This window comes from Brevibacillus choshinensis (assembly GCF_001420695.1).
In the GTDB taxonomy this organism is placed as follows: domain Bacteria; phylum Bacillota; class Bacilli; order Brevibacillales; family Brevibacillaceae; genus Brevibacillus; species Brevibacillus choshinensis.
This window is the reverse complement of sequence record NZ_LJJB01000013.1, coordinates 736,166-761,799: the sequence shown is the minus strand read 5'-3', so window position 1 is coordinate 761,799 and position 25,634 is coordinate 736,166. Positions and strand designations below refer to the sequence as shown.

At 47.6% G+C, this 25,634-nt stretch carries 21 protein-coding genes; all 21 read right to left on the bottom strand.

The window, feature by feature from the left end:
- Positions 1-5: 5 nt before the first annotated feature.
- Positions 6-1,298, bottom strand: a complete 1,293-nt coding sequence (gene yfmH / locus AN963_RS23895) for an EF-P 5-aminopentanol modification-associated protein YfmH (protein WP_055747043.1) — start codon at positions 1,296-1,298, stop codon at positions 6-8.
- Positions 1,299-1,300: 2 nt separating this feature from the next.
- Complete coding sequence (yfmF, locus tag AN963_RS23890) at positions 1,301-2,596, bottom strand: EF-P 5-aminopentanol modification-associated protein YfmF (RefSeq protein WP_055747042.1); 1,296 nt, start codon at positions 2,594-2,596, stop codon at positions 1,301-1,303.
- 433 nt (positions 2,597-3,029) lie between these two features.
- A complete protein-coding gene (locus AN963_RS23880; protein WP_055747040.1) occupies positions 3,030-4,223 on the bottom strand; it encodes a stalk domain-containing protein in 1,194 nt (397 codons plus the stop codon).
- 80 nt (positions 4,224-4,303) lie between these two features.
- A complete protein-coding gene (locus tag AN963_RS23875; protein WP_055747039.1) occupies positions 4,304-5,263 on the bottom strand; it encodes an ABC transporter permease in 960 nt (319 codons plus the stop codon).
- Positions 5,263-6,336 carry an ABC transporter permease gene (locus tag AN963_RS23870; RefSeq protein WP_055747038.1) on the bottom strand — a complete coding sequence of 358 codons (1,074 nt, stop codon included), beginning with the start codon at positions 6,334-6,336 and terminating at the stop codon, positions 5,263-5,265. The genes AN963_RS23875 and AN963_RS23870 overlap by 1 nt, the downstream gene beginning before the upstream one ends.
- Complete coding sequence (locus tag AN963_RS23865; RefSeq protein ID WP_201783791.1) at positions 6,329-7,843, bottom strand: ABC transporter ATP-binding protein; 1,515 nt, start codon at positions 7,841-7,843, stop codon at positions 6,329-6,331. Before AN963_RS23865 ends, AN963_RS23870 begins: the two co-directional genes overlap by 8 nt.
- A 120-nt stretch (positions 7,844-7,963) precedes the next feature.
- A complete protein-coding gene (locus tag AN963_RS23860; protein WP_055747036.1) occupies positions 7,964-9,022 on the bottom strand; it encodes a BMP family lipoprotein in 1,059 nt (352 codons plus the stop codon).
- Between the two features lie 58 nt (positions 9,023-9,080).
- Complete coding sequence (locus AN963_RS23855; protein ID WP_055747035.1) at positions 9,081-9,806, bottom strand: GntR family transcriptional regulator; 726 nt, start codon at positions 9,804-9,806, stop codon at positions 9,081-9,083.
- Between the two features lie 223 nt (positions 9,807-10,029).
- Positions 10,030-12,399 carry an FtsK/SpoIIIE family DNA translocase gene (locus AN963_RS23850; protein WP_055747848.1) on the bottom strand — a complete coding sequence of 790 codons (2,370 nt, stop codon included), beginning with the start codon at positions 12,397-12,399 and terminating at the stop codon, positions 10,030-10,032.
- Positions 12,400-12,531: 132 nt separating this feature from the next.
- The gene (locus tag AN963_RS23845; protein WP_055747034.1) at positions 12,532-12,759 is read right to left on the bottom strand and encodes a YlzJ-like family protein; all 228 of its coding nucleotides are present in this window, start codon (positions 12,757-12,759) and stop codon (positions 12,532-12,534) included.
- Positions 12,756-13,583: a ClpP family protease gene (locus AN963_RS23840; protein WP_055747033.1), complete on the bottom strand. Its 828-nt coding sequence runs from the start codon at positions 13,581-13,583 to the stop codon at positions 12,756-12,758. The genes AN963_RS23845 and AN963_RS23840 overlap by 4 nt, the downstream gene beginning before the upstream one ends.
- Before the next feature lie 128 nt (positions 13,584-13,711).
- A complete protein-coding gene (locus tag AN963_RS23835) occupies positions 13,712-15,418 on the bottom strand; it encodes a ribonuclease J (protein WP_236708127.1) in 1,707 nt (568 codons plus the stop codon).
- A 114-nt stretch (positions 15,419-15,532) separates the two neighbouring features.
- Entirely contained in the window at positions 15,533-16,399 is an 867-nt protein-coding gene (gene dapA / locus AN963_RS23830; RefSeq protein ID WP_055747031.1) for a 4-hydroxy-tetrahydrodipicolinate synthase, read from the bottom strand.
- Between the two features lie 31 nt (positions 16,400-16,430).
- Complete coding sequence (dapG, locus tag AN963_RS23825) at positions 16,431-17,657, bottom strand: aspartate kinase (protein WP_055747030.1); 1,227 nt, start codon at positions 17,655-17,657, stop codon at positions 16,431-16,433.
- Between the two features lie 11 nt (positions 17,658-17,668).
- The gene (locus AN963_RS23820) at positions 17,669-18,709 is read right to left on the bottom strand and encodes an aspartate-semialdehyde dehydrogenase (RefSeq protein ID WP_055747029.1); all 1,041 of its coding nucleotides are present in this window, start codon (positions 18,707-18,709) and stop codon (positions 17,669-17,671) included.
- 63 nt (positions 18,710-18,772) lie between these two features.
- Positions 18,773-19,369: a dipicolinate synthase subunit B gene (locus tag AN963_RS23815; RefSeq protein ID WP_055747028.1), complete on the bottom strand. Its 597-nt coding sequence runs from the start codon at positions 19,367-19,369 to the stop codon at positions 18,773-18,775.
- Complete coding sequence (gene dpsA, locus AN963_RS23810) at positions 19,366-20,265, bottom strand: dipicolinate synthase subunit DpsA (protein WP_055747027.1); 900 nt, start codon at positions 20,263-20,265, stop codon at positions 19,366-19,368. The genes AN963_RS23815 and dpsA overlap by 4 nt, the downstream gene beginning before the upstream one ends.
- A gap of 138 nt (positions 20,266-20,403) precedes the next feature.
- The gene (locus AN963_RS23805; protein ID WP_055747026.1) at positions 20,404-20,664 is read right to left on the bottom strand and encodes a YlmC/YmxH family sporulation protein; all 261 of its coding nucleotides are present in this window, start codon (positions 20,662-20,664) and stop codon (positions 20,404-20,406) included.
- An 84-nt stretch (positions 20,665-20,748) separates the two neighbouring features.
- Positions 20,749-22,002, bottom strand: a complete 1,254-nt coding sequence (locus tag AN963_RS23800) for a M16 family metallopeptidase (RefSeq protein WP_055747025.1) — start codon at positions 22,000-22,002, stop codon at positions 20,749-20,751.
- A gap of 114 nt (positions 22,003-22,116) precedes the next feature.
- Positions 22,117-23,094, bottom strand: coding sequence for a polysaccharide deacetylase family protein (locus tag AN963_RS23795; protein ID WP_055747024.1), 978 nt, complete (start codon positions 23,092-23,094; stop codon positions 22,117-22,119).
- A gap of 134 nt (positions 23,095-23,228) precedes the next feature.
- Entirely contained in the window at positions 23,229-25,376 is a 2,148-nt protein-coding gene (pnp, locus tag AN963_RS23790) for a polyribonucleotide nucleotidyltransferase (protein ID WP_055747023.1), read from the bottom strand.
- Positions 25,377-25,634: the final 258 nt, after the last annotated feature.

Below are 25,634 nucleotides of genomic sequence, written 5' to 3'. Positions count from 1 at the left end.
TTTCACTACTCCTGTTGCGAAGCGGAGCGAACGATAGAAACAGCCATTTGTCCAACCACAAAATGCTCATTCAAACGTTTTTCCACATCTTCGCGAGTGATCGACTCGAGAGTCGGCACTACAGTAAAGAGATCGTTTTCATTAAATTTGAAGCTAGTGAATTGATTCGCGATAAACTCTACAGAGTTGAGCGACCGCAAGAAGTTGCCAATTTTCTTCCGTTTGGCTCTCTCAAAATCATCTTGATCAATACCCTTTTGCTTCAATTGTTCGATCTCTGCTTGAATCGTCTCCACCAACCGCTCCGGATCCGGCGTATCGCCACCCATGATGGTGTACGCGTAATCTTTTTCGCTGCTGTAGTCAAAATCAAAGCTTTCCGTAATCAACTCGCTGTCATATAGCCTCTCGTAGACAGCAGAGCTGGTGCCAAACGCGATATCCAATAACAGTTTAGTAGCCAGTTCCCTTTTTAACAAGGCTTCTTTCGTCAAGCCTTGATCCCGTTCCTTGATCCCAATCATGCATTTGGGCAAACCGACGGTCAGGTTTGCTTCAATTTTTGCCTGTGCTGGCTCTGCCTGCTCCTTTGGAAAGAGTCGAGTGATTTGCGGGGCAGGCGGAAACTCTTTGGCAGACTGGTTTTGACGAATTAAATGCATGATTGACTCGGGCTCAAAAGAACCTACGACCAGCAACAGCATGTTGGCTGGATGATAAAAGGTTTCGTAGCATTCGTACAGATTTTCTTTCGTGATGTGGGAAATCGTTTCGATCGTCCCTGCGATTTCGATATTGATTGGATAGTCTTTATACATGGCCTTTAGGAGATTCATGTAGACCTTCCAGTCGGGATTATCGTCGTACATGGTAATTTCCTGACCAATGATCCCTTTTTCCTTTTCCACGCTAGCATCCGTAAAATACGGCTCCTGAACATAATCCAACAAGAGATTCAGATTATCGTCCAATTTGTCTGTGCAGGAAAAAAGATATGCTGTCCGATTAAAGCTCGTAAAGGCGTTGCAGGATGCTCCATTTTTACTAAACTCATGCATGACATCCCGGTCTTTTTTCTCAAACATCTTGTGCTCGAGAAAGTGAGCGATCCCATCTGGCACGTTGATTTCCTCGCCATTACGGGTACGGAAATGGCTGTCGATGGAACCGTATTTCGTCGTAAAAACAGCATAGGTTTTGCTAAAGCCCTGCTTCGGTACCAAGTACACCTGCAGGCCATTTGGCAATGTCTCGTTGTAAACGGTTTCGTTGACTTGTTCAAATTTGGTCGTCTGCATCGTTACGCCTCTCCCTTCTTGTCACGCAGCAGATAAATCGTATCGATGTCCACTTTGGCTGCCACTTTTTTGACGTCTTCTATCGTAGCCGTTTCGATTCCTTTTAATAGTTCATCCAGCTGCCGCTTGCGTCCACTAACCAAACCATTATAGGTAAATTCGATCATGCCGCGTGCACTATCCAGTAGCTCGCGAAATTGATTAGATAGCGTTGCTCTCGTCTGGCTCATTTCTTCTTCAGAGATGTTCCCCTGACGCATGGAATCCATCTGCTGCTTGATGATCTCAACTGCCCGCTCATACTTGTTTACATCGATGCCCGACATGATCATCATGATCCCTTTATGGCTTTCCAGACGGGATACCGCATAGTATGCAAGACTTTCCTTTTCACGTACGTTTACGAACAGCTTGGAGTGAGGGAACCCACCGAGGACACCGTTATATAAGAGCAGTGCAGGGTAATCATCATCCTTGTACGTAATGTGCGTCCGGCAGCCAATATTGAGCTTTGCTTGATTGACATCCAAGCGATCGATGACTTTGCGTTCGTCCGATACTTGCTTGGACGAATTGCTGATGTCCAACGCTTGGACCTCAGATCGCTCCAATGGAACATGCTTCTGGATGGCTTGCCCTACTTCCTGCGGATTCACGTCACCCACTACAAAGATGTTGATTGGATTCGACGTTGTAATTTCTTTGAAATACTGATAGAGCTCTTGTCCCGTAATGGCAGGCAAGTCTTTCACTCTACCCTGAATGAGTAAAGAGAAGGGCTCTCCTTGGCACATTTCTTCCGTAACACGTTGGTTTGCGTACTTCATCTTGTCGTCAATCAGACTTTCCACACGCTTGCGAAGAGTTTCCTTCTCCTGCGTGACATACTTCTCTAAAAACGCACCATTCTCTACATAAGGTTTTGTCAGCATATCTCCTACAAATTGAATGGCTTGGTCGAGGAGAGAGTCATCTTGCGACAAATACTTCTCATTCGGTACTTCCATGTAGATCTGCAAAATTTGCCTCTCGCCTTTTTTCGTGACGTCAACGTCAAAGATCGCTCCATACAAAAAGTCAAGGTGTGCACGCAGTAGCTTGGTTTCAGGAAAACGCGCACTGGCTCGTTTCATGACCATCGCTAGCAAGGCAGTCTTCGTCACAGTCTCCTCGGAAAGAGCCTGCTCAATCATTGTCACAATAGTTGTGGTCTTGAATTTGCCTGTTGGCAAGATATGTACGTTCATCCCATTTATCTGGGTACTTTGAAACGCGATTTCCGTTATGTTCGCACTCATCGCTCAATCTCCCTTCTCCATCAGCGTACTCTCCTCTATTGTAACCAATTGACAGGCCATCAAGCATGCGAAACTTCTCAACAAAGTGCTTTTTGCTGCCACATTCTTTTCATTATGTATGCAAGGTATGGAATACGGATGACGGTGTAGTCTTTTCAATCTACGAAAACAGAAACGGATCTTTTTTCTGTATAAAAAAAGAAGGAGCTTCTTCGCTCCTTCTTTTTTATAAGTCGCTATAGTCCCATTCAGTCCGCTCTTCAGAGATGGTCTCTTCCTGTACAAATCGACCACAATCATCCGATAAACAAAGCATGCCATCCAAATGTTCGTCATGAAAGGGGAGTCCATGATTCCCGCCACAATATGGGCATACCCACATACAGAGCCCTCCTTTTGATGGAAAGGAATTTACTCCGTATAGTTTGTCCCATTACGAGTAAGGACTTCCAACTTTCTTTTGCTCCCAGTACTTCAAATAGTAGTAGGGGTCGATTGCTAACCCATCGCTGTTTTTGTAGAGTCCAAAATGAAGATGTGGCTCAAACATTCCAACCGTGCCCGTACCTCCGTACCCGGTATCACCTACAAAACCAATCAATTGACCTGCTCGGATCGTGTCCCCGATTTCCAGTCCTGGAACATACGCACTCAAGTGTGCGTAGTACATCCGATAAAGACCTGCATCATCTGTGATGTTTACACGCCATCCCCCGTACGTATTCCACCCTACGCGATTAATCGTGCCGTCCGCTACGGAATACACCGGTGTTCCTTTTGGAGCCATGATGTCAATTCCTTCATGGTTGCGCACGCTTCCATTATTACTCTCCGTCCATTCTCGGTCAGATCCGTAGCTGTCACCATACGGTTCGTACCAGCTCACCTCCGAGAAGGGAAAATAATAAGTGTCATCAAGCAGTCTGCGATCCCCAACTTCTTTGGACAATGGATGCTCTGCTTTTTTAGCACCCTTCGGTAAGAATAAAAGCTGTTGGAAAGTCAGCTCATCTGAAGACAGAAAGTTATTTTTTTTCATTTCCTGCACAGTGGTATTGTGTCGCTTCGCAATCTCGGTCAAAGTATCACCTAACTGAACCACATATGGATTGGTTGCATCTTTAATCACTGCTGCCGTATCTCCGATGGGCTTGGTTTGAATTTGGGCAACGCCAGATCGATCATCCCATACAACACGGTATCCCAATGCTTCACTAACAAAGCGGATGGGAACAACTGTCCGCTGATTCACGATCATAGCAGGAGTATCCAGTGTGACGCGTTTGCCATCCACATACGCCGTTCGGCTGTCAACAAGCAGGACAATCCGTTTTCCCTTATCCGTGACATTCACTTGTCGATTGGATGCTTCGTATGTGACGTCTGCGCCCGTAGACTCGGCAATAACACGAATCGGCACGAGCATGCGACCATTTTGTCGTAACGGTTGTACATCTGTAGGAATTCCTTTCCCATCAATCACTAAAGAAATGACAGGACCTGGTTCTGCAGCTGCAGCCACTCCTGTGCCGCCCGTACCTGTGACACCTAATCCCAGACAAAAGAAAAAAGCGCCTAGAACCTTTGGCCACAGACGACTGCTGTTTTTATGTAAACAGCGGTTCATCAATATCCCTCCCCGCGCAATCTTACACAAAGAATTATCGCATAGGGAAAGATCAAGGTTCTAGACGCAAATTATGTCAACTAACGAGATCCTGTTTCGTATGGTTTGCCCAATGCTGCTGGAGCATTCGAGCGACCGACAAGTCCTGCCATGACGAGAATTGTCAAGACGTATGGAAGCATGAAGATAAACTCTGTCGGTACATACTTAGTCAATCCAAAAATTTGTACCAATGACTTGATGGCTTGAGCTACCCCGAAGAACAAGGCTGCTCCCATCGCACCCGCTGGATGCCACTTACCGAAGATCAAGGCTGCGATTGCAATAAACCCTTGACCGGAAACCGTGTTGTGCGAAAAGTTACTGGTCGTGGTCAATGAAATCGTTGCTCCACCCCATGCAGCCAGTGACCCACTAATCATTACTGCCATGTAACGCATCTTTTTGACATTGATCCCTACTGTGTCTGCTGCTCGCGGATGCTCACCCACTGCGCGCAAACGCAATCCAAATGGCGTCTTAAAGATCAAGTACCACGTGAAAAACACCATGATAAACGCCAAGAAGCTAGTCGGATACGCTTCAAAAATGGCATGACCCAAATAGGGAATATCATGCAAGTACGGAATGCTCCACTTACCAAATACGCTGGACAGCGTAGTGGTTTGCCCTGCTCCGTTAAAGATAATTTTGGTCAAGTAGACAGAAAGACCTGCTGCCAAGAAGTTGAGAGCTACACCACTCACTGTCTGGTCAGCTTTAAAAGTAACGGAAGCTACCGCATGAGGCAGTGCAAAAATAGCACCAGCGATCCCTGCTGCGAGGAATCCAATCCACGGAGCTCCTCCTGCGAGGGAGTCCTGGAAAGCATAAGTGATGACCGCACCGGTAAATGCTCCGATAATCATCATACCTTCCAAAGCAATGTTCACGACACCAGAACGCTCTGAGTACAGTCCACCTAGTGATGCAAAAATCAAGGCAGTGGAAAACACGATGGTATCATGAACGAGGTTGCTTAGAATAATTCCCCAATCCATCAGTTTCCACCTTCCTTTTTCTTCTTCATGATAGGTTTCACAAAAATCTTCACTATACCATGTGCAGCAACGAAGAAAATAACGGAAGCAATTACGACACGGATGAGTTCAACTGGCACTCCTGCACCAAACTTCATCCCTGCCGCACCGAACGTAAGTATCCCAAACAAGATGGCTCCAAGAACGACTCCAAGTGGTGTGTTCCCACCGATCAACGCTACTGCGATCCCATCAAATCCATAACCTGGTTGCGCGGTCATGATCGCTTGATAATGGAATACACCCAGAATCTCACAAGCTCCGCCAATTCCCGCAAACATTCCACCAATAAACATAGCTTTTACGACATTGCGGTTTACGTTCATCCCTGCATACTCAGAAGCATGCGGGTTTAAACCAACGGCACGCAGTTCATAACCGGATTTCGTTTTCCACAGGATAACGTAAAAGAAAATAGCTGCAAGCACCGCAATTAATGTACCCCAGTGCAAACGCGCACTATCAAACATCGTCGAAAGCCAACCAATTGTAATGACAGCAGAGTCGTGAATCATTTCGGAACGCTGTTGTCCGGCGGGTACGAAGAAAGCATTCATGACCCAGTTGGCCAAATAGAGTGCCACCCAGTTCAACATAATGCTCGTAATAACCTCATTGACACCACGTGCTGCCTTTAAATAACCGGCAATCGAACCCCACAGTCCGCCTGCCACCGCACCCGCAATGACTGCGAGAGGAGCATGGATATAAGCCGGAAGATCAAAGGATACACCTACTGCCGTAGAAGCGATCATCCCAACGATGAACTGACCTTCGGCACCGATGTTAAATAGACCTGTCCGGAATGCAAAAGCAACGGCGAGACCCGTAAAGATAAGGGGTGTAATCTGGCGAATCGTCTCCCCGAAGTTGTAGGCACTTCCAAATACCTTCTCAAGAAGAGCCATGTACGCTTTTATCGGATTGAATCCACCAGCCAACATCGCGATCGCACCGGTTAACAAACCAAGAATGATCGCTACTAGCGGAACGAGAAACGACTCTTTTGTAAATACAGCAATAACTCTATTCATCGTTTCCCCCTCCTAGCATCCGTTTTCCCCCGGACATCATTAGGCCAAGCTCTTGTTCAGTCGTCGTTTTTGCATCGACAATCCCTACAATATTACCTTCATAAATGACGGCGATACGGTCAGACACGTTAATCACTTCATCCAGCTCGAGTGATAGCAGCAAGACTGCCTTTCCATTGTCACGCTGTTCAATCAGGCGGCGATGGATGAACTCAATTGCTCCGACATCCAAGCCACGTGTTGGTTGCGCTGCAATCAACAGATCAGGGTTCTTGTCCACTTCGCGAGCAATAATTGCCTTCTGCTGGTTTCCACCAGAAAGAGCGCGAGCTGGGGTATATATGCTCGGTGTACGGACATCAAACTCTTCAATGAGCTTTGCCGCGTGCTTGTCAATGGCGCCATAATCGAGAAAACCGTTCTTATTGAACGTCGGATGGAAATAAGTTTCCAGTACCATGTTTTCACTCATGGTGAAATCCAGGATCAAACCACGCTTGTGACGGTCCTCCGGAATGTGGGACAACCCAGATTCAGAGATCTGCCGTGGAGCCTGATTGGTGATTTCTTTGCCATTAAGAAGTACACGGCCGCTGGTCGCTTTTCGCAGACCTGTCAATACTTCAATCAATTCACTTTGACCGTTACCATCTACCCCAGCAATCCCGAGAATTTCGCCTGAGCGAACTTCAAGACTGAGGTTGTTGAGTGCATTGACACCACGATTGCCCATAGCCGTCACGTTTTCGACTGCGAGAATCGTTTCTTTTGGCTGGGAAGCCTGCTTGTCTACACGGAAGTTAACCTCCCGACCTACCATTTTCGCTGCCAAATCATCTGGATTCGTGTCTTTGACCCACACCGAATCAATGACCTTTCCGCGACGGATGATCGTCACCGCATCACAAACTGCCATAATTTCTTTCAGTTTGTGGGTTATGAGAATAATGGTTTTTCCTTCTTTGACCAAGTTATGCATAATCTCGATCAGTTCATTGATTTCCTGTGGTGTCAATACCGCAGTCGGCTCGTCAAAAATTAGGATATCCGCACCGCGATACAGCGTTTTCAAAATTTCAACCCGTTGCTGCATACCCACAGAAATATCTTGAATCTTTGCTCTCGGATCCACTTTTAAACCATATTGATTGGAAAGCTTCTCCACTGCCCTCTCCGCACTTTGGATATCTATTTGCAACCCGTTTTTCGGTTCATTTCCTAACACAATGTTTTCTGTTACCGTAAATGTTTCAACCAGCATAAAATGTTGATGCACCATACCAATACCAAGCTCATTCGCTATATTGGGATTCGTGATTTTAACCGGTCTTTCATTGATAAGGATTTCGCCTTCATCAGGTTGATAAAGACCAAACAAAATGTTCATAAGAGTAGACTTGCCTGCGCCGTTCTCTCCGAGAAGGGCGTGAATTTCCCCATGTTTTACAGATAGCGTAATACTATCATTCGCGATGATTCCTGGGAAACGCTTGGTAATTCCTCGCATTTCAACAACATTCTTTACCGGATTCAACCATGTTCCCCCCGTTTTTGTGGGTCTAGTTTGAAGGTAAAGAACAAGGCTAGTTGATCGAACTAGCCTTGTCCGTTTGCAGCTTCAATGTAATTATTTTTCAGGTACAGTGATTTCGCCTTTAACGATTTTTTGCTTGTAATCGTCAACCAGCTTCAGTACGTCTTCAGGAACGTTTTTCTTGGAAGTGTCAGCCAGTCCTACACCGTCTTCAGCAAGACCGAGCCATACGATTTTTCCGCCTTCGAATTTACCATCGATGAGGTCTTTGGAAACTTTGAATACTGCCTGGTCTACACGTTTAACCATGGAAGTCAGGGTAATGTCATCGCCGAATGTCAGGGATTGGTCTTTGTCAACACCGATTACCCATACATTTTCGCCTTTAGCTTTGCGGTCTTTTGCTTCGTTAAATACGCCATCACCAGTTCCGCCGGAAGCGTGGAAGATGATGTCTGCACCTTGACCGTACATTTGGGAAGCTGTGGACTTACCAAGGTCAGGCTTGTCAAAAGCACCTGTGTATACTTTCAGTACTTGAACACTTGGATCTACTGCTTTCACACCAGCTTCGAAGCCCAATTCAAAACGTTTGATTACTGGGATCTCAACGCCACCCACGAAACCAACTTTTTTGGTTTTGGACATTTTCGCAGCTACTACCCCTGCGAGGAAGGAACCTTCATGCTCTTTGAAAAGAACGGATTCCACGTTTGGCGCGTCAACTTCCGCGTCAATGATTGCCAGCTTCGCATCTTTGTTTTCGTCAGCCACTTTTTTCAGGTGGTCTCCCATCAGGAAGCCGATACCCCAAGTCAGGTCCCATTTGTCTTTTACAAATTGGGTCAGGTTTGGAACGTACTCAGCATCGCTGGTGGATTGAAGATAGTTTACATTGTCTTTCGGGAGGTTCAGTTCGGTTTGCAGTTTTTGCAGACCTTCCCAAGCACTTTGGTTGAAGGAGTTGTCATTCACTCCACCTACGTCCGTTACCATACCGATTTTTACAGTTGGTGCTGCACCGCCAGCTGCTCCACCAGTCGAACCGCCAGCTTGACCTTGAGGTTGTGCTTCTGGTTTGCTACCACACCCAGCCAAAACGATCGAAAGGCTGAGAGTTGCCACAGACAGCACAGAAAGAACTTTCTTCATCTGAGAATACCCCCTGTTTTTAGTTGAATGAAATTGTTGAGTGAGGTTTCCCTCACAGTTACAACCGTCTCCGTACGACATGAAAGTGAATTTTGTCAGCCCTGAAGTAGTTATGGGAGTACAGCACAGGCCTTTCACTTTCGTCGTAGTGAATCTGCTTTAGCAAGAGCAGTGGAGTAGATTTATCGCATTGTAGCAGGTTGGAAACCTTTTCATTGTAGCCCATGGGTTCAATCTCAGCCACGGCGTACGCAATGCGTAATCCGGTCACACTCTCTAACCATTTAAAGATGGACTCTCCTACAGCTGTGTAGCCTTCAGGAACCAGGTGTGCGGGAATGCGGTCAACACAATAGACCACAGGCTCCCCATCAGCCGTACGAATGCGCTCAACACTTAACACGCCTTCGCCCGGATTCAGTGACAGTTTTTTTCGCTCTTCTTCAGCAGACTCGCCAAAGGATGTCTTCAGGATCATCGTTCCTGCTGTATATCCCTGACGCTCAATCGCATCCGTCACACTAAAGAGTTCCCCAATCCCTCCTGAAAAAACAGGTTTTGAATTGATAAAGGTACCTACTCCGTGTCGGCGAATGACAATCTTCTCTTCTTCTAGAAGACGTAGCGCCTCTCGAAGCGTCGCCCTACTAACGCCTAACTGTTTTGAAAGTTCGGCTTCGGAAGGGAGGCGTTCACCTGGACGCAGTTGACCTGATTCGATATCTCCCTTGATCTTGTCCATAACTAAGAGACAAAGCGATCGAACATTCCCTTTGATGCTCATTGTCATTCACTCCTGCTGTCCATTAGCCATCCCAACAGGTAGGACGTCAGACCTCTGATTCGTATGGGAAACGATACAACAATTTCCTTCAATCTCGTAAAAATTTTAACCTAGGGGCGTGTATCATGCAAGCCAAATATTTATGAATAAATATGCATAAACATAAATACTTGCATGACTTCACGCCCACTTCGGCAAAAATGATTCTACTCCTAAATCCCTATCAAGATATATTACTTTCGATGGAAGGACGAGGAAGCCTTACTTCTCTCGGTTTACTGCCTTCATATGGACCTACGATTCCTTTTGCCTCCATCATGTCGATCAAGCGTGCAGCACGGGTATACCCGACACGAAGTCGACGCTGGAGCAAGGAAGCTGATGCAGTTTGTGCCTCGGAGACAATCTGGACAGCCTGATCATACAACTCATCATCGACTACGGGCTGTTGTTCTTCTTGTACGTCTCCCGGTATCATTTCTTCGTTGTAGCGAACTTCCTGCTGCTCTTTCACGAAGCGAACAACTTCCTCTACTTCTTTGTCGGAAACAAACGCCCCTTGAACACGGATTGGTTTGGAAGCTCCCATTGGAAGGGACAGCATGTCGCCTCTTCCCAACAGCTTTTCAGCGCCACCCATATCCAAAATCGTCCGGGAATCCGCCATCGACGATACACCAAAGGCAATACGTGATGGGATATTCGCTTTGATTACCCCTGTAATAACATCAACGGAAGGTCGCTGTGTAGCGATGATCAAATGTATACCAGATGCACGAGCCATCTGAGCCAGTCGACAAATGGCGTCCTCCACTTCTCCAGGCGCCACCATCATCAAATCCGCCAACTCGTCAACGATGACGACGATGTAAGGCAACGGAGTGCCCTCCACTTGTGCATTGTACATTTCAATATTGCGGCTACCCGTTTTTGCGAATAAATTATAGCGCCGTTCCATTTCCGCCACTACTTTTTTAAGGGCAACTGAAGCTCGTCGAGGATCCGTAACGACTGGAGCTAGCAGATGTGGGATTCCATTGTAAACATTCAGCTCGACCATTTTCGGGTCTACCATCATCAGCTTAACTTCTTCAGGGCTTGCCTTGAATAAAATGCTCATGATCAAGCCGTTGATACAAACGGATTTTCCGCTTCCCGTCGCTCCTGCGACCAACAGATGGGGCATCTTGGTCAGGTCAGCCACGATCGGTTCACCCGAAATGTCTCGCCCCAGCGCCACTGTCAGCTTCCCTGGAGCGTCCTGATACTGTGGTGCCTCCAGCACTTCTCGCAGAGAAACCACTGCGACCTCTGAATTCGGTACTTCAATACCGATTGCTGATTTACCAGGTATCGGCGCCTCGATCCGAATGTCTTTCGCTGCCAAAGCCAACGCCAAGTCATCTGTCAGACTGACGATTCTACTTACCTTTACCCCAGTTGCTGGCTGCACCTCGTATCGTGTTACGGCTGGTCCTCTATGCACTTCAGAGACAGTCGCATTTACTCCAAAGCTTTTTAATGTCTGAACGAGCTTGTTTGCATTCGAAGTATGATCCACGTCTTTTCCCGCTCCACTTGATTTCGGGCGAGAAAGCATATGCAGTCCTGGCAATTCATATGGCGCTGCTGGCTGCGCTTCACCAGTCTCAAGCGTACCAAAAATCTCTTCTTCCCCTTCGAGGGAGAAGGTGATTTCTTGTTTGTTTGCGGATGACGGCCGATTTGCCTGCGCATTCGGCTGCTCTTCATCCTCCAAAGCAATTCGATCTGTAAAATCACGAATCACCGGAGCCACGACAGGTATTTCAGCGGGTGCTGAAGAGTGGGAATCATAAGAATCGCTATGGTGCGTGTCATGAATGACCGGAACCACGATAGCGGCATCTGCTTCAGCTGCCTGTTTCGCTTTGCGTGCTTCCCGCGCTTCTTTTGCCTCCTGCTTGCGCTTGTCACTCTCCTCTTGCAAAAGCTGTACGGAATCTTTTACCGTATCTTTGGCCTTCCCGTACATCTGGGCTACTCTGTCACGCAGGAACATCACGATGTTCACATAGGAAATATTGAACAGGAACATAAGGCCTACCAAAAACAGAAAGACAATCACGAGCCCTGTTCCGATCATACCGACCAAGCCATTGCAGATGGCAAAAACGAGTGCACCTATCATGCCTCCACCGACACCGGTCGTCGATACTTTCTGATTGTGGTCGAGCCATAACCTGTCCCACGTCACTCGGACGATGCTCTGCTCTGCAAACTTTCCATCAGCCGTAATTTGCTTGTAAAGAATGAGGTGATCCCACGTAAAGATCGCCACTGCAATCAGGACAATCCCTAATACACGGTACGTCAATCGTGGTGCTTTTCTCGTAAACATCATGTGAATCGCCATTCCGATCAAGAGGACCGGAATAATGAAATCCCATGAACCTGCAATAAATCGGAATAGAAAGGCAAGAACGTTTTTTCCTAACCACCCGCTCTCCAACAATCCGATCAGGGATAGGACAATCACGATCAGCCCCAGCAATTCTATTTTGACAACTGAGGCCAATGCCGCTTGCGACTGCTCTCTTTTTCTTCTACTCAGATGGCACGCCTCCTTTTGCCTATTTTTCTGATATGTATACCAAATGGTAAAAAGGCAGCCGTCCGCTGTTCGGCTGCTGTTCGTACACAACTAGTATAACACAGGAAAATCATAGAAATACAGGACTTCTTGCTAGTTCCAATCCGGTAGAAAGCGAACAATCTGACCAGGTGCGTAATGTGGTTTCAAGTAGTCTTGAGGGTCCGGACTGATCAACCGCACAATCCTCCCCTCAAATGGACCTGTCTGTTCCACCAACATGGTGGCGTGGCCGTATGTCACTTCCTTGAGCTCTTGCTTTTCTACGGCGTCCATATTGGCGAACACTGTTTCAGCTGGCATGACCGAGTGAAGAATCATTGAAGCACCTCTTTTTCTCCGTTACGCGCCTGGTCCATCAATTCATTGAGCTTTCTCAAGGCCGAGCCCAAACCGCCTACTTCGTCAATCAGGCCGTATTTGACCGCATCAGCACCAATCACATTCGTCCCGATATCTCGTGTCAGTTCTCCCGTGCGGGTCATTAATTCTCGGAACTGCTGCTCGGATATTTTGGAATGCCGTGCAATAAAGCTGACGACGCGATCTTGCATTTTGTCCAGATATTCGAATGTCTGCGGGACGCTAATGACCAGACCAGTCAGGCGAATTGGGTGAATCGTCATCGTGGCTGTTTCGGCGATAAACGAGTATGTACCCGCCACTGCGATTGGTACACCAATGCTATGACCTCCACCTAGCACGAGCGTCACTACGGGTTTAGACAACGATGAAACCATCTCAGCAATCGCGAGTCCCGCTTCTACATCCCCGCCAACCGTATTGAGGATCACTAGAACTCCTTCAATCTTGCTGTTTTGTTCAGCAGCCACCAATTGGGGAATAAGGTGCTCATATTTGGTTGTTTTGTTTTGCGGTGGTAATTGGATATGACCTTCTACTTGCCCGATGATACTCATACAATAGATATTGCTTTCCAATTGCGGTACATTTGTCTGCCCCAACTGCGATATGGAATCGAGCAGCTTTTTCTTCGGATCCTCGGGACCTGGGGCTTCTGTAAGCGGAACCGTATTCGGTTCTTGCTCTTCAGCAGGTGAAGGCTGTGGAGAACTTCCCTTGTTCATCATGGAACTTGCAAAAGGTGGCCGATTTAGGAAATCGGTAAATTGTTGCTTCGACATGAATAATCCTCCCTCACTTTCCTCTGTTAGTATGGTTTGGACGAGGGAAAATAATGCACCTTTGGCAGCTTAACGTAAAAAGCCGGAAATCCTGTTGAGATCGGATTTCCGGCTTCTAAACCATCGTTTTAAACTTCCATGATAATCGGAAGAATCATCGGGCGGCGACGAGTCTGTTCGTACAGATAACGTCCCAACGCCTCTTTGACATTATTTTTGAGAGATGACCATTCATTCACATTTTCTTCCATGCATTTGACAAGTGTTTGGGTCACTATGCGATTGGCCTCATCCAGCAACTCCTCAGATTCACGAACGTAAACGAATCCACGGGAAATGATATCTGGTCCAGACAAAATCGTGCCATTTTGTTTACTGAGTGTAACGACAACTACCAGAATTCCATCTTGAGATAGTAATTTGCGGTCTCTGAGTACGATATTTCCTACATCTCCAACGCCCAAACCATCAATCAGGACATTGCCTGCATGAACTTTTGGACCGTAACGAGCTCTGCCACCAGAGATCTCCACCGTATCGCCGTTATCCAGCAAGAAGATGTTCTCTTCAGGTACGCCAACTTGTTCCGCCAACAGCGAATGTGTTTTCAACATCCGATATTCGCCGTGAATCGGGATGAAGTATTTCGGCTTCATCAGGTTAAGCATCAGACGCAGTTCTTCCTGGCTACCATGACCGGAGACGTGGACAGTCCCATTTGGTCCATGGCCGCCGTAGATGACATCGGCACCGATGCGAGAAAGTTGATCGATTGTGCGTGCTACATATTTCTCATTCCCAGGAATGGGAGTAGCCGCGATAATGACAGTGTCTCCTGGAAGGATGTCAATTTTCCGATGGGCGGATCGGGCCATTCGAGTGAGCGCAGACATGGGCTCTCCTTGGCTTCCAGTTGACAAAATAACCACTTGTTCAGCGGGTAATTTGTTGATTTCATCCGTATCAACAATCAAGCCCTCAGGTACAAAAAGATAACCCAAGTCTCTACTAATATTGATAACGTTTTGCATGCTTCTCCCGACAACCGTCAGTTTTCGGTTGAATTGTGCTGCGGCATCCACGACCTGTTGAATCCGGTGTACGTTGGATGCAAATGTAGAAACGATGATGCGACCAGTCGATTTACTGAACACATCCTTAATTGCAATGCCGACGGAACGTTCCGATCCGGTAAAACCGGGCCGCTCAGCATTGGTACTATCGGAAAGAAGACACAATACACCACGGTCACCAATCATCGCCATTTTCGCAAGATCGGCTGTTTGTTGGTTTACCGGCGTTTGATCAAATTTGAAGTCCCCCGTGTGGACGACATACCCTTCTGGAGTATCCAAGCAAACCCCGACGCAGTCAGGAATGCTGTGGTTTACTCGGAAAAAGGTCGCTTTCATCTTGCCGAGGACGATCTCCGATTCACCGTTGATCAAAACGCGCTTGGTGTCATTTAGGATGCCCGCTTCTTTCAATTTTGCATCAATGAGTCCCAGGGTAAGTTTTGTCGCATAGACTGGCACATTCAGGTGCTTCAGTACATAACTGAGGCCACCGATATGGTCTTCGTGTCCGTGCGTCACGATAATCCCTCGAACTTTGTCGCGATGCTCCTCGAGGTAAGTGATATCCGGAATAACCATGTCAATTCCCAGCATTTCCTCTTCTGGGAATTTCAATCCGGCATCAATCACTACGATGTCATCCTCGCTTTGTACCACGTACATGTTCTTCCCAATTTCGCCGACTCCGCCCAGGGCGAAAATGAGAACAGAGTGATTCGACTTTGCCAAAACGTGTAACCTCCTATATTTAGTTGTCATGTCCACTCAATTAAACCGCCCCAAATCACTTGTTATCATTATACCCGAAGTGAAAACATGAACACAAGGAAAAAGAGCCATTCCCGGGGGAACGGCTCTTTTTCTTCGATATGGTTAAACAAGCAAGGAATGGACAAATGCCTTTTCCTGTTCATTCAGCTCAACTAGCGGCAAGCGTACCCCGCCAACCTTTACACCCAGCTTCTCCAAAGCCACTTTAGTCGGTCCTGGACTCGGATATGCAAACAACCCATCAAACACTGGCATCAACTTGCGATGCACGCTAGCTGCAGTGGTGTGGTCACCATGTAAAAACGCGTGTATCATCTCCGTCATTTGACTACCGATGATATGGCTGGCAACACTGACGATCCCTACGCCACCAATCGCGAGCGTAGGCAAGGTCAAACTGTCATCACCGCTATACAGCTCAAATCCTTCTGGCGCGTGTTCGATGATTTTTGCCATTTGAGAGAGGTTGCCGGAAGCTTCTTTGATGCACACAACATTCGGCAATTGTGCGAGACGCAATGTGGTCTCTGCCGTCATGTTCACTGCGGATCTCCCTGGTACATTGTACAGCATAACGGGGAGCTCAGATGCTTCCGCCAAGGACTTGAAGTGACCATAGAGTCCTTCTTGTGAAGGTCGGCTATAGTAAGGTGCAACCACCATGACAGCATCTACGCCGATCGATTGAACAGCCTGTGTAAATTCGATGCTGGATGCCGTATCGTTGCTGCCCGTACCTGCGATGATATGGCACTTGCCTTTTGCATAAGCAACTACGTGCTTGAACAAATCCAATTTTTCTGCGCGAGACAGAGTGGGTGACTCGCCTGTCGTTCCGCTAATTACGATCCCTTCGCTCCCCGTCGCCAGCAAATGGTCGATGAGGTGCTCTGTTTTCCCGTAATCAATCTCCAGTCTTTCATTGAACGGAGTCACCATTGCGGTAACCAATCGGCCAAAACGTGCCACTGCCTCTCCAACTCCTCTGTTCTTGTTAGTTTTACATATGATGTGCATGCAGATTGAATTGTTGGTGGAGTGCTCGAACTGCTCTGACCATATCCATTTCGTGCACGAGCACCCATATAGTCGTATGGGAGTCTGCTGATTGCAGGATTTGGATGTCTTCTTGCGTCAGAGCTTCTACAATTTGTGCCATTACTCCAGGTACTCCGGTCATTCCTGCCCCAATTACAGATACTTTCGCACAATGCGGTAACAGCTGGGGTTCATAGCCCATTTCCGTCAACAGGCGGGCCGCTTTTTCTCCCATCTCATCGTGGACGGTGTATGCAACCCCTAGTGGATTGACATTGATAAAGTCTACGCTGATGCTGTTCGTAGCCATTGTTTTGAACACTTGTAATTGAGTATCGTAATGCCCTTCTTTATTTGCGACCTTCACCTGCGTAATGTTCGGAACATGGGCAATTCCCATGACGACCCGATCGAGAACAGTATAACCCATCTTGCCGATTTCCAGCATGGTCGTAACCAATGTCCCAGGGTCGTCCGAAAACGTGGAGCGCACGCGAATTGGCACGTTTGCCTGCATGGCGATCTCCACGGCCCGTGGATGAATCACTTTGGCTCCTAAATGAGCCATATTGCAAATCTCGGTATAGGTCACCATGGCCAGAGGCTGTGCTTCTTCGACGATCCGTGGGTCCGCTGTCATGATCCCTTCCACGTCCGTGAAAATGTCCACCATTTCCGCTTGCAGAGCGACTCCCAATGCTGTGGCAGTCGTATCGCTTCCACCGCGTCCCAGCGTCGTGATTTCCCATTCTGCTGTCCGCCCCTGAAAACCTGGAACGATCACGACATTGCCCGCCTCCAGTTCTTTATGGATGCGAGCAGGGTCGATCGTTAAAATCTGGGCGTTGGTAAAATCGTCACTGGTTACGATATTCGCTTGACCACCTGTGAGAATCGTCGCTTTGATCCCGCGCGCATTTAACATGCTGCACATGATCGTAGCCGAAATGATTTCCCCCGTATGCATCAGCATATCCATTTCCCGACTTGGCAGTTGGTTCCCATTATTGCGAACCAACTGCAAAAGTGTATCGGTTGCATAGGGATCACCTTTGCGTCCCATCGCCGATACGACAACGACGAGGGCGTAGCCTTCGTCGATCGCTTTTTCCATATGGTAGATTGCCCTAATCCGGCAATCTTCCGTCGTCAAGGAAGAACCACCGAACTTTTGGACGAGAATCTTCACAAACCTCTCCCCTATGCTCTTGCTTTGATGAGTTCTTCAGCGATTTGCACCGTATTCCATGCCGCACCTTTGAGAAGGTTGTCAGAAACGATCCACATATGCAGCCCGCGAGGATGATGGAGATCACGACGCACACGGCCAACAAATACATCCAGTTTGCCTGTAGCATCGGTAGCAAGCGGATAGCGTTGCTCTTCCGGTACGTCTACCAGAACGACTCCTGGAGCGCTTTCCAGCAGTGACTTCACTTCTTCCAGATCAAAGTCCTGCTTCAGTTCTACGTATACGGATTCGCTATGCCCGTAAACGACCGGAATGCGAACGCATGTAGCAGATACCAATACTGTGTCATCACCGAAGATTTTCTTGGTCTCGTTCACCATCTTCATTTCTTCATAAGTAAAGCCGTTATCCGTGAATACATCAATTTGCGGAATCGCATTGTACGCAATTTGATGATGAACCGGCAGCTTACCAACCGGAAGCACGTTGCACTCCGGCTCCTTGCCATCCAGAATATCACGGCTTTGCGTTTGAAGCTCGTTGATTGCGGATTGTCCTGCCCCTGAAACAGCTTGATATGTCGATACGATAATGCGGTCTATGCCAAAACGATCATACAAGGGTTTCAGAGCGGCTACCATCTGAATCGTGGAGCAATTCGGATTCGCAATGATTCCGTTATTTGCGAGCGCAGCTTCCATGTTTACTTCCGGAACGACCAAAGGAACTTCCGGGTCCATCCGGAATGCACTTGTGTTGTCAATCACGACAGCACCGTGCCGCACAGCATGGGGAGCCAATTCTTTACTAATCCCTCCACCTGCACTAAACAAAGCGAAGTCAATACCTGCAAAGCTCTCTGGCGTAGCTTCTTCCAGAACAATTTCCTGTCCTTTAAACGTTACTTTCTTGCCTGCAGAACGTCCGGAAGCTAGTAGCTTGAGCTCTTTGATGGGAAAATTGCGCTCTTCCAAAAGTCGAATCATTTGTTGTCCGACTGCGCCAGTTGCGCCTACCACAGCGACGTTGTAAGTCAGTTGGTTAGCCATCTCTTACTCTCCTCCTAATCGCGAAAAAACAAGTTGGTTGATTTTTGTTTTTCTGTAGTGTAATTAATCGTTGAATCTTTCGATGAGCAAGGGTTGCAATTGTCGACCTTCCAAGGAAGCTTCGCATGTCTCCAATAGTAAGTCCATGCGTGCAACAAGCGAATTAGGCTTTTTATCCGGAGCATCCTGTCCGAACGGGACGAAATAGATGTTTTTCGCAGCCAACAGCTTGGCAATATTGGCAGCATTTAATCCCAGACCATCGTTTGTGGATATCGCGATCACCAGTGGACGCAGATTGCGCATGGTTGCCTTTGCAGCCATCAGCACGGCACTGTCCGTAATGGCATTTGCCAAACGGCTTGTCGTACTACCTGTGCAGGGAGCAATGAGCATCACGTCCAATAGTTTGGATGGACCTAGCGGCTCAGCCTGGGGAATCGTTGAAATCAACTCTTCTCCTGTAAGCTCCTTGATCTGCTGTTGCCAGCCGAGAGACGTCCCGAAACGCGTATCCGTTGTCATGATTGTATTCGATACGATCGGGATCACACGTGCTCCCGCATCCACAAACCTTTTGATTTGTGGCATAGTCTCCTCAAATGTACAATGTGAACCTGACAAACCAAAACCGATCGTTTTCCCTTGCAGTTTACTCATGATGGCTCCCCCCTGGTTTTCGATTGCTCCGCAATGAGACGAGACAAAGTTTGAGCTAGAATTTGTCCTGCGGTTTTTGGTGCAACGATTCCAGGTAATCCAGGAGCAAGAAGCGCTTTGATGCCTCGTCTTTCGGCGTAGCGAAAATCCGTGCCACCCGGCTTGGAAGCCAGGTCGAGAATGAACGCCGACTGGGACATCTGGGCGATTACTTCAGCAGTGAGTAATAATTGCGGGATAGTATTAAAAATGAAATCAGCATTCGTCACCTGTTGCTTAAGTTCGCTTATATGGAAGGGAGTCATTCCCATCTCATAAATGCGTGCCAAGTGTTCTTGACGCCGAGCCCCCACTCTGACGCGTGCTCCTAATGCATGCAGCCCTCGAGCCATGGACAATCCGGTTCTGCCTAAACCTAATACAATGGACTGTGATCCGTGGATTGTGATGTCGGTATTTTGAATCGCCATCATCAAAGCTCCCTCCATCGTTGGGATGGAGTTATAGATAGCTACTTCGTCACGCTCCAGCAGCTCCACCAGTGGAATCTGCTTGGGACTCAACAATCTTTTCAAATAAGGTTTTGCCATTCCCGTGTATACCACGCAGTGCTTAGGTAAGCTAGCTACGTGCTCATCTTGCAGCTGCAATTGTTTGGAGCAAAAGATACTTTCCACGAAGCCTTGATCATCGGTTCCAACGATCGGAAGGATGAGGGCGTCCACGTCTTTCAACACATCGCATGTTAATGGTTTCTTCGTTGCCCCTGTGAAATTGCTTTCCAGGTTGTCGAAGCCTACTAACGTGACGCTAGCATCCAGTTGAATGCAACGCTTGATTACTTCCAACTGGCGAGCGTCTCCGCCGATGAAGGCAACATGTATGCCCGTTAGCATGCTGCGTTCCCCTTTCCACACATTTTACTGCATTAATTGATCGAAACGCAAAGGTTTTTCCATGTGAAAAAGTTGACGAAAAACGTTGCGGTCTACCCCCATCCTATTCTCCACACTCGGGTTAGGTGACAGTGAGGCCTACTTTTGAGAGGCTTGTATCTCCTGCTGATTGAGCTGAATGATGACCATGTCAGGCCCAATTTTCACGATCGAGCTCCACGGGATGACCATATCCTCTCGTTTCTTGCCGAATCCAAAGAAACTGCCACCTGGCAAGATGATCGATTGAATCTGTCCACCATCCGGATTGATGACGAGGTCTGAATCGCTGATCACACCCATTTTCTCACCTGTATCCAGCCCAATGATTTCCTTCCCACCCAGCTCACTCAAACGCATCATGGTTCCCCCTTTGTCCTGATTACTTGTTGATATACGCAAAAAAACCCGGCCTATGCCGGATTTTTCCTGAAAGCGTCATTTCTATAAGAGGATTTCGTTTTTCACATTTTCTGGGAAGCCGTCCAATGGGCTGACCATCGCTAGCGCCAGTTTGGAACGGAAGAGCTGCTGCGCTACCGACAAGACCGTTTCATGAGTCACCCGGTCGATCTTCGCCAAAATCTCATCAAGGCTGAGATGGCGTTCCAGCAGCAATTCATTCTTACCCAGGCGGCTCATACGGCTATTCGTGCTCTCCAGGCTGAGCATGAGACTGCCCTTCAGCTGCTCCTTGCCTTTATTGAGCTCTTTGTCCGTTATACCGTGATCGGCTACATCGCGAAGCACGTGAGATACGATGTCGAACACTTGACCGACATGCTCTTGAGCTGTACCGGTGTATACGGTGAACGTACCTGCCTCTTTATACGAAGAGTGATACGAGTACACAGAGTAAGCCAATCCTCGCTCTTCACGAATTTCCTGGAAGAGGCGGGAGCTCATGCTGCCACCGAGTACATTGTTCAGCAAGATCAAGGAATATACTTCTTCATGACCAACCTTGAAACCAGGTAGCGAGATACACAAATGAGCTTGTTCTGTCTTTTTCTGCTGAGAAATGACGTTCGCAGCAAAATCAGGCGTCGTCAGGATCGGCAAGCTCGCTGTGCGCTGGTAGGAAGAAAAGCGTCTTTGGATGTCTTCGATCAAGCTATCGTCGAAGTTTCCTGCGACCGTAATGACCGTGTTTGTAGGCAAATAGCGCTGATCTACGTAGCTTTGCAAATCGTCGCGCTTCAGGCTTCTCAGGACATCCTCTGTCCCCAAAATCGTATAGCCTAATGGATGCTTGTCATAAGAGGCGCGAGCAATCAAATCGTGTACGAGGTCATCTGGCGTATCCTCGTACATGCTGATTTCCTCTATAACTACGTTCTTTTCTTTTTCGAGTTCTTCTGCATCAAATACAGAGTTGAAGTACATATCGGAGAGCACGTCCAAGGCGATTGGGGCATGCTGATCAAGTACTCGTGCGTAGTAGCAGGTATATTCTTTTGATGTAAAGGCGTTAACATTCCCGCCAATTTCGTCAAAAGTCTCTGCGATTTCCTTGGCCGAACGAGTGGCCGTACCTTTGAAGAACATGTGCTCCAGAAAATGGGAAATTCCGTTATTCACTTCGTTCTCATATTTCGAACCGGTCCCAACCCATATGCCAAGAGCAACAGAGCGAACCGACGGAATCCTTTCCGTCACGATTCTAAGACCGTTATCACACGTATGACGTAGTATCACACAAATCCTCCTCGGTTGATCATCTGTCTCTATCCACTTTCTAGGGGGAAATCTTGTAAACACGTCTAACTATAGCAAACTTCCCTTGTCACCACAACAAATGTACACGTTTTCTCACTTGTTCAAGCGGTTACTGGAAATGACTTCAGATACTGTGGTGGCAACCAGTCCTTTTTGCTTGGCAATCATTAGGAGCTGATCGAGGCTCGCCTCAGAAGCAGCTGTCGGATGCATCAGCACGAGCACACCATTGCCCATCAAACGGCTGATTTTGCGAACGACCCAGCTCGAAGAAGGCTTTTGCCAATCGACTGTATCTGCAGTCCATAAGATGGTTTTCATCTGAAACGGCGATTGCGCGATCTGAACTACCCTCTGATTAAATGAACCAGATGGAGGAGCAAACAAAGTAGGCTTTACTCCGATCGTCTTCTCGATGACTTCCTGCGTCCGACTGATTTCCTGTTGAATCCTCTGTACGCCCAATGTTTTCATGTCCGGATGTGAATAGGCATGATTACCAATTTCGTGACCACGTGCCGCGATTTTTTTGGCTTCCTCGGGGTAACGTTTTACCCAAGAACCATCCAGAAAGAAGGTCGTTTTCACCCCATGCTTATCAAGCGTATCCAGCATTGAGTCGAGATACTCATTCCCCCAGGCGACATTGATCATGAAAGAAATCGCGGGTTTGTTCGGATTTCCGCGATAGATCGGCAAAGTTCCTAGCTGCTCCAAAGAAACAGCAGGTGGAATTTCTTTGTAAACCATCGAGTCAGGATTAACGGCACCTGTTGCGATCATTTTGTTAACAGATGCTTCTACATCCACTATACGCCCGTTGTAGCCAGGAATTGCCGCTTTCCAGCTTTTATCGAAGAATGCATCGATCGGCATCTCTTCCTTGCCTTCTTTCCACTCCTCGATCATACCCCGCAAACGCTCTCTTTCATCCACACGACCATCCGCAGTTACGGCCTTTTGTTTCTTAATTACGTCTATGTATTGATGAATGGGCTGATAATTGAGCACGAGCATAAACAATGCCGCACAGCTGATCGTAAACCAAAGCCTACTTTTCGTTTCCGTCATAGGGGCATCCGCATCCTCCCGTTCGTACAAGTCTCTCTTTGTCCAATGTATGAGTCGGGCACTTGACTTAGACGAAAAAGAAAAAAGCTTCCGTACGCGAATTTCTTCGAGTGACGAAGGCTTTTGCTTGTTGTTTATTCAGCTGTGGCTGGAGCAGAGTCCGCTTGTTGAGCTGCTGCTTGCTCTTTCAGAACAGCCTTGCGAGAAAGATTGACACGACCTTGGTCGTCGATCTCGGTTACTTTTACTTCTATCTTATCGCCAACTGCTACAACATCTTCTGTCTTGGCTACGCGTTCCTCCGCCAATTGAGAGATGTGGCACAATCCTTCTTTACCTGCAAACAGCTCGATAAATGCACCGTATTTCTCTACGCGTTTGACTGTACCCAAATACGTTTGGCCGACAGCCACTTCGCGAACGAGGTCTTCGATGATTTGTTTTGCACGCAGGTTTGCTTCGTGGTTGATCGAAGCGATGAAGACGCGACCATCTTGTTCGATATCGATCTTGACACCGGTTTCTTCGATGATTTTGTTGATTACGCGACCTTGTGGCCCGATAACGTCACGGATTTTTTCCGGATTGATGGACATGGTCATGATTTTTGGAGCGTATGGAGACAGCGTTTCACGAGGTTCGGAAATCGTGCTCATCATATGCTGCAAAATGTGCAGGCGGCCGATACGCGCTTGCTCCAATGCCATTTCCAAGATTTCGCGGTTGATACCGGAAATTTTAATATCCATCTGAATCGCGGTAACACCCGCTTCGGTACCCGCTACTTTAAAGTCCATGTCACCCAGATGGTCTTCCATGCCTTGGATATCGGTCAAGATCGAGAACGATTGCTCATCCTTGCCCATGATCAATCCCATGGCGATCCCCGCTACCGGAGCTTTGATCGGTACCCCTGCATGCATCAAGGCGAGAACACTGGCACAAATCGACGCTTGGGATGTGGAACCATTGGATTCAATGACTTCTGAAACAAGACGAATCGTGTAAGGAAACTCGACTTCGGATGGGATGATCGGCTCAATCGCACGTTCACCCAACGCACCATGTCCAATTTCACGACGACCAGGAGGACGAAGCGGACGTGCTTCCCCTACGCTGTAAGGCGGGAAATTGTAGTGGTGCATGAAGCGTTTCGACTCTTCCAAACCAAGCCCGTCCAAGATTTGCACGTCACCAAGCGCACCGAGGGTACATACGCTGAGCGCTTGGGTTTGACCACGTGTAAACATAGCCGAACCGTGAGTACGAGCCAAAATATCAATTTCACTAGAGAGTGGTCGGATCTCATCGAGAGATCGTCCATCAGGGCGAACCTTATCTTCTGTAATCAGACGACGGACTTCATCTTTTACGATGTTGCCCAAGACTTCACTAATCATTTTTTCCTGTTCTGCAAAGGCTTCAGGATTCAATGTAGCGAAATGCTCCTTGGTCTGTGCTTTGATCTCATCAATAGCATCGTAGCGTGCTTGCTTTTCCTCGATACGAACGGCTTCTTTCAGACGAGTTTCGGCATAGCCGCGAACAGCCTGATCGATTTCCGGATCGACTTCATGCAAGATCACCTGCATTTTTTCTTTGCCGATTTCTGCTACGATCTGGTTTTGGAACTCAATGATTTTCTTGATTTCATCATGACCTGTCATGATCGCTTCCAGCATAACCGATTCTGGCACTTGATTCGCACCAGCTTCCACCATGTTGATCGCTTTGTGCGTTCCCGCTACGACCAGATGGATATCGCTCTTCTCAGCTTGAGCTACAGTAGGGTTGATGATGAATTGTCCATCGACACGACCGACGATCACACCTGCGATCGGGCCTTCGAAAGGAATCTCAGATACGCACAACGCTGCAGATGTACCAATCATAGCGGCAATCTCAGGCGAGCAATCTTGATCAACAGACAGAACGGTATTTACGATTTGTACGTCGTTACGGAAACCTTCTGCGAAAAGTGGACGAACTGGGCGGTCAATCAAACGACTGGCCAGAATCGCCTTTTCACTCGGACGACCTTCTCTTTTAATAAAGCCGCCGGGTATTTTCCCGACCGCGTAGAGACGTTCCTCGTAGTTGACAGTTAGCGGGAAGAAATCAAGAGCTTTTGGTTCCTTCGAGACCGTCACTGCAGACAGGATTGCCGTATCGCCGTACCGAACCAGAACCGAACCGTGCGCCTGTTTGGCCATTTTGCCAAATTCCAGCGTCAGTTTGCGGCCTGCCAGTTCGAAATCAAATGTACGGAATTGTTGCTCCATGTTGCTAGCAGTCCTCCTTCACGACAATGTGCATATCTACACTTTGTTTTCTACCTATATGTATTATTTCCTGCCGTACTCAAAATTAAATGGTTACGTTTGGCAGTCTTTCTAGATAATAAAAAAAGCTTCTATTGAAGCTATTGATGAAACCATTCCTTCTTCTATTGAAGGGTTTATTCGTTTCAGAGAGTGCAGCACTTCCATTCGCACTACACCCTCCTACACGATAGAAAAAGCGGGATGAACCCGCTTTTT

Coding starts and splice junctions, on each gene's coding strand:
- yfmH (WP_055747043.1), bottom strand. CDS start 1,298: ATGCAGACGACCAAATTTGAACAAGTCAACGAAACCGTTTACAACGAG.
- yfmF (WP_055747042.1), bottom strand. CDS start 2,596: ATGAGTGCGAACATAACGGAAATCGCGTTTCAAAGTACCCAGATAAAT.
- AN963_RS23880 (WP_055747040.1), bottom strand. CDS start 4,223: ATGAACCGCTGTTTACATAAAAACAGCAGTCGTCTGTGGCCAAAGGTT.
- AN963_RS23875 (WP_055747039.1), bottom strand. CDS start 5,263: ATGGATTGGGGAATTATTCTAAGCAACCTCGTTCATGATACCATCGTG.
- AN963_RS23870 (WP_055747038.1), bottom strand. CDS start 6,336: ATGAATAGAGTTATTGCTGTATTTACAAAAGAGTCGTTTCTCGTTCCG.
- AN963_RS23865 (WP_201783791.1), bottom strand. CDS start 7,843: ATGCGAGGAATTACCAAGCGTTTCCCAGGAATCATCGCGAATGATAGT.
- AN963_RS23860 (WP_055747036.1), bottom strand. CDS start 9,022: ATGAAGAAAGTTCTTTCTGTGCTGTCTGTGGCAACTCTCAGCCTTTCG.
- AN963_RS23855 (WP_055747035.1), bottom strand. CDS start 9,806: ATGAGCATCAAAGGGAATGTTCGATCGCTTTGTCTCTTAGTTATGGAC.
- AN963_RS23845 (WP_055747034.1), bottom strand. CDS start 12,759: ATGATTCTTCACTCGGTCATGCCAGCTGAAACAGTGTTCGCCAATATG.
- AN963_RS23840 (WP_055747033.1), bottom strand. CDS start 13,583: ATGTCGAAGCAACAATTTACCGATTTCCTAAATCGGCCACCTTTTGCA.
- AN963_RS23835 (WP_236708127.1), bottom strand. CDS start 15,418: ATGACAACTAAATATAGGAGGTTACACGTTTTGGCAAAGTCGAATCAC.
- AN963_RS23820 (WP_055747029.1), bottom strand. CDS start 18,709: ATGGCTAACCAACTGACTTACAACGTCGCTGTGGTAGGCGCAACTGGC.
- AN963_RS23815 (WP_055747028.1), bottom strand. CDS start 19,369: ATGAGTAAACTGCAAGGGAAAACGATCGGTTTTGGTTTGTCAGGTTCA.
- dpsA (WP_055747027.1), bottom strand. CDS start 20,265: ATGCTAACGGGCATACATGTTGCCTTCATCGGCGGAGACGCTCGCCAG.
- AN963_RS23805 (WP_055747026.1), bottom strand. CDS start 20,664: ATGCGTTTGAGTGAGCTGGGTGGGAAGGAAATCATTGGGCTGGATACA.
- AN963_RS23795 (WP_055747024.1), bottom strand. CDS start 23,094: ATGACGGAAACGAAAAGTAGGCTTTGGTTTACGATCAGCTGTGCGGCA.
- pnp (WP_055747023.1), bottom strand. CDS start 25,376: ATGGAGCAACAATTCCGTACATTTGATTTCGAACTGGCAGGCCGCAAA.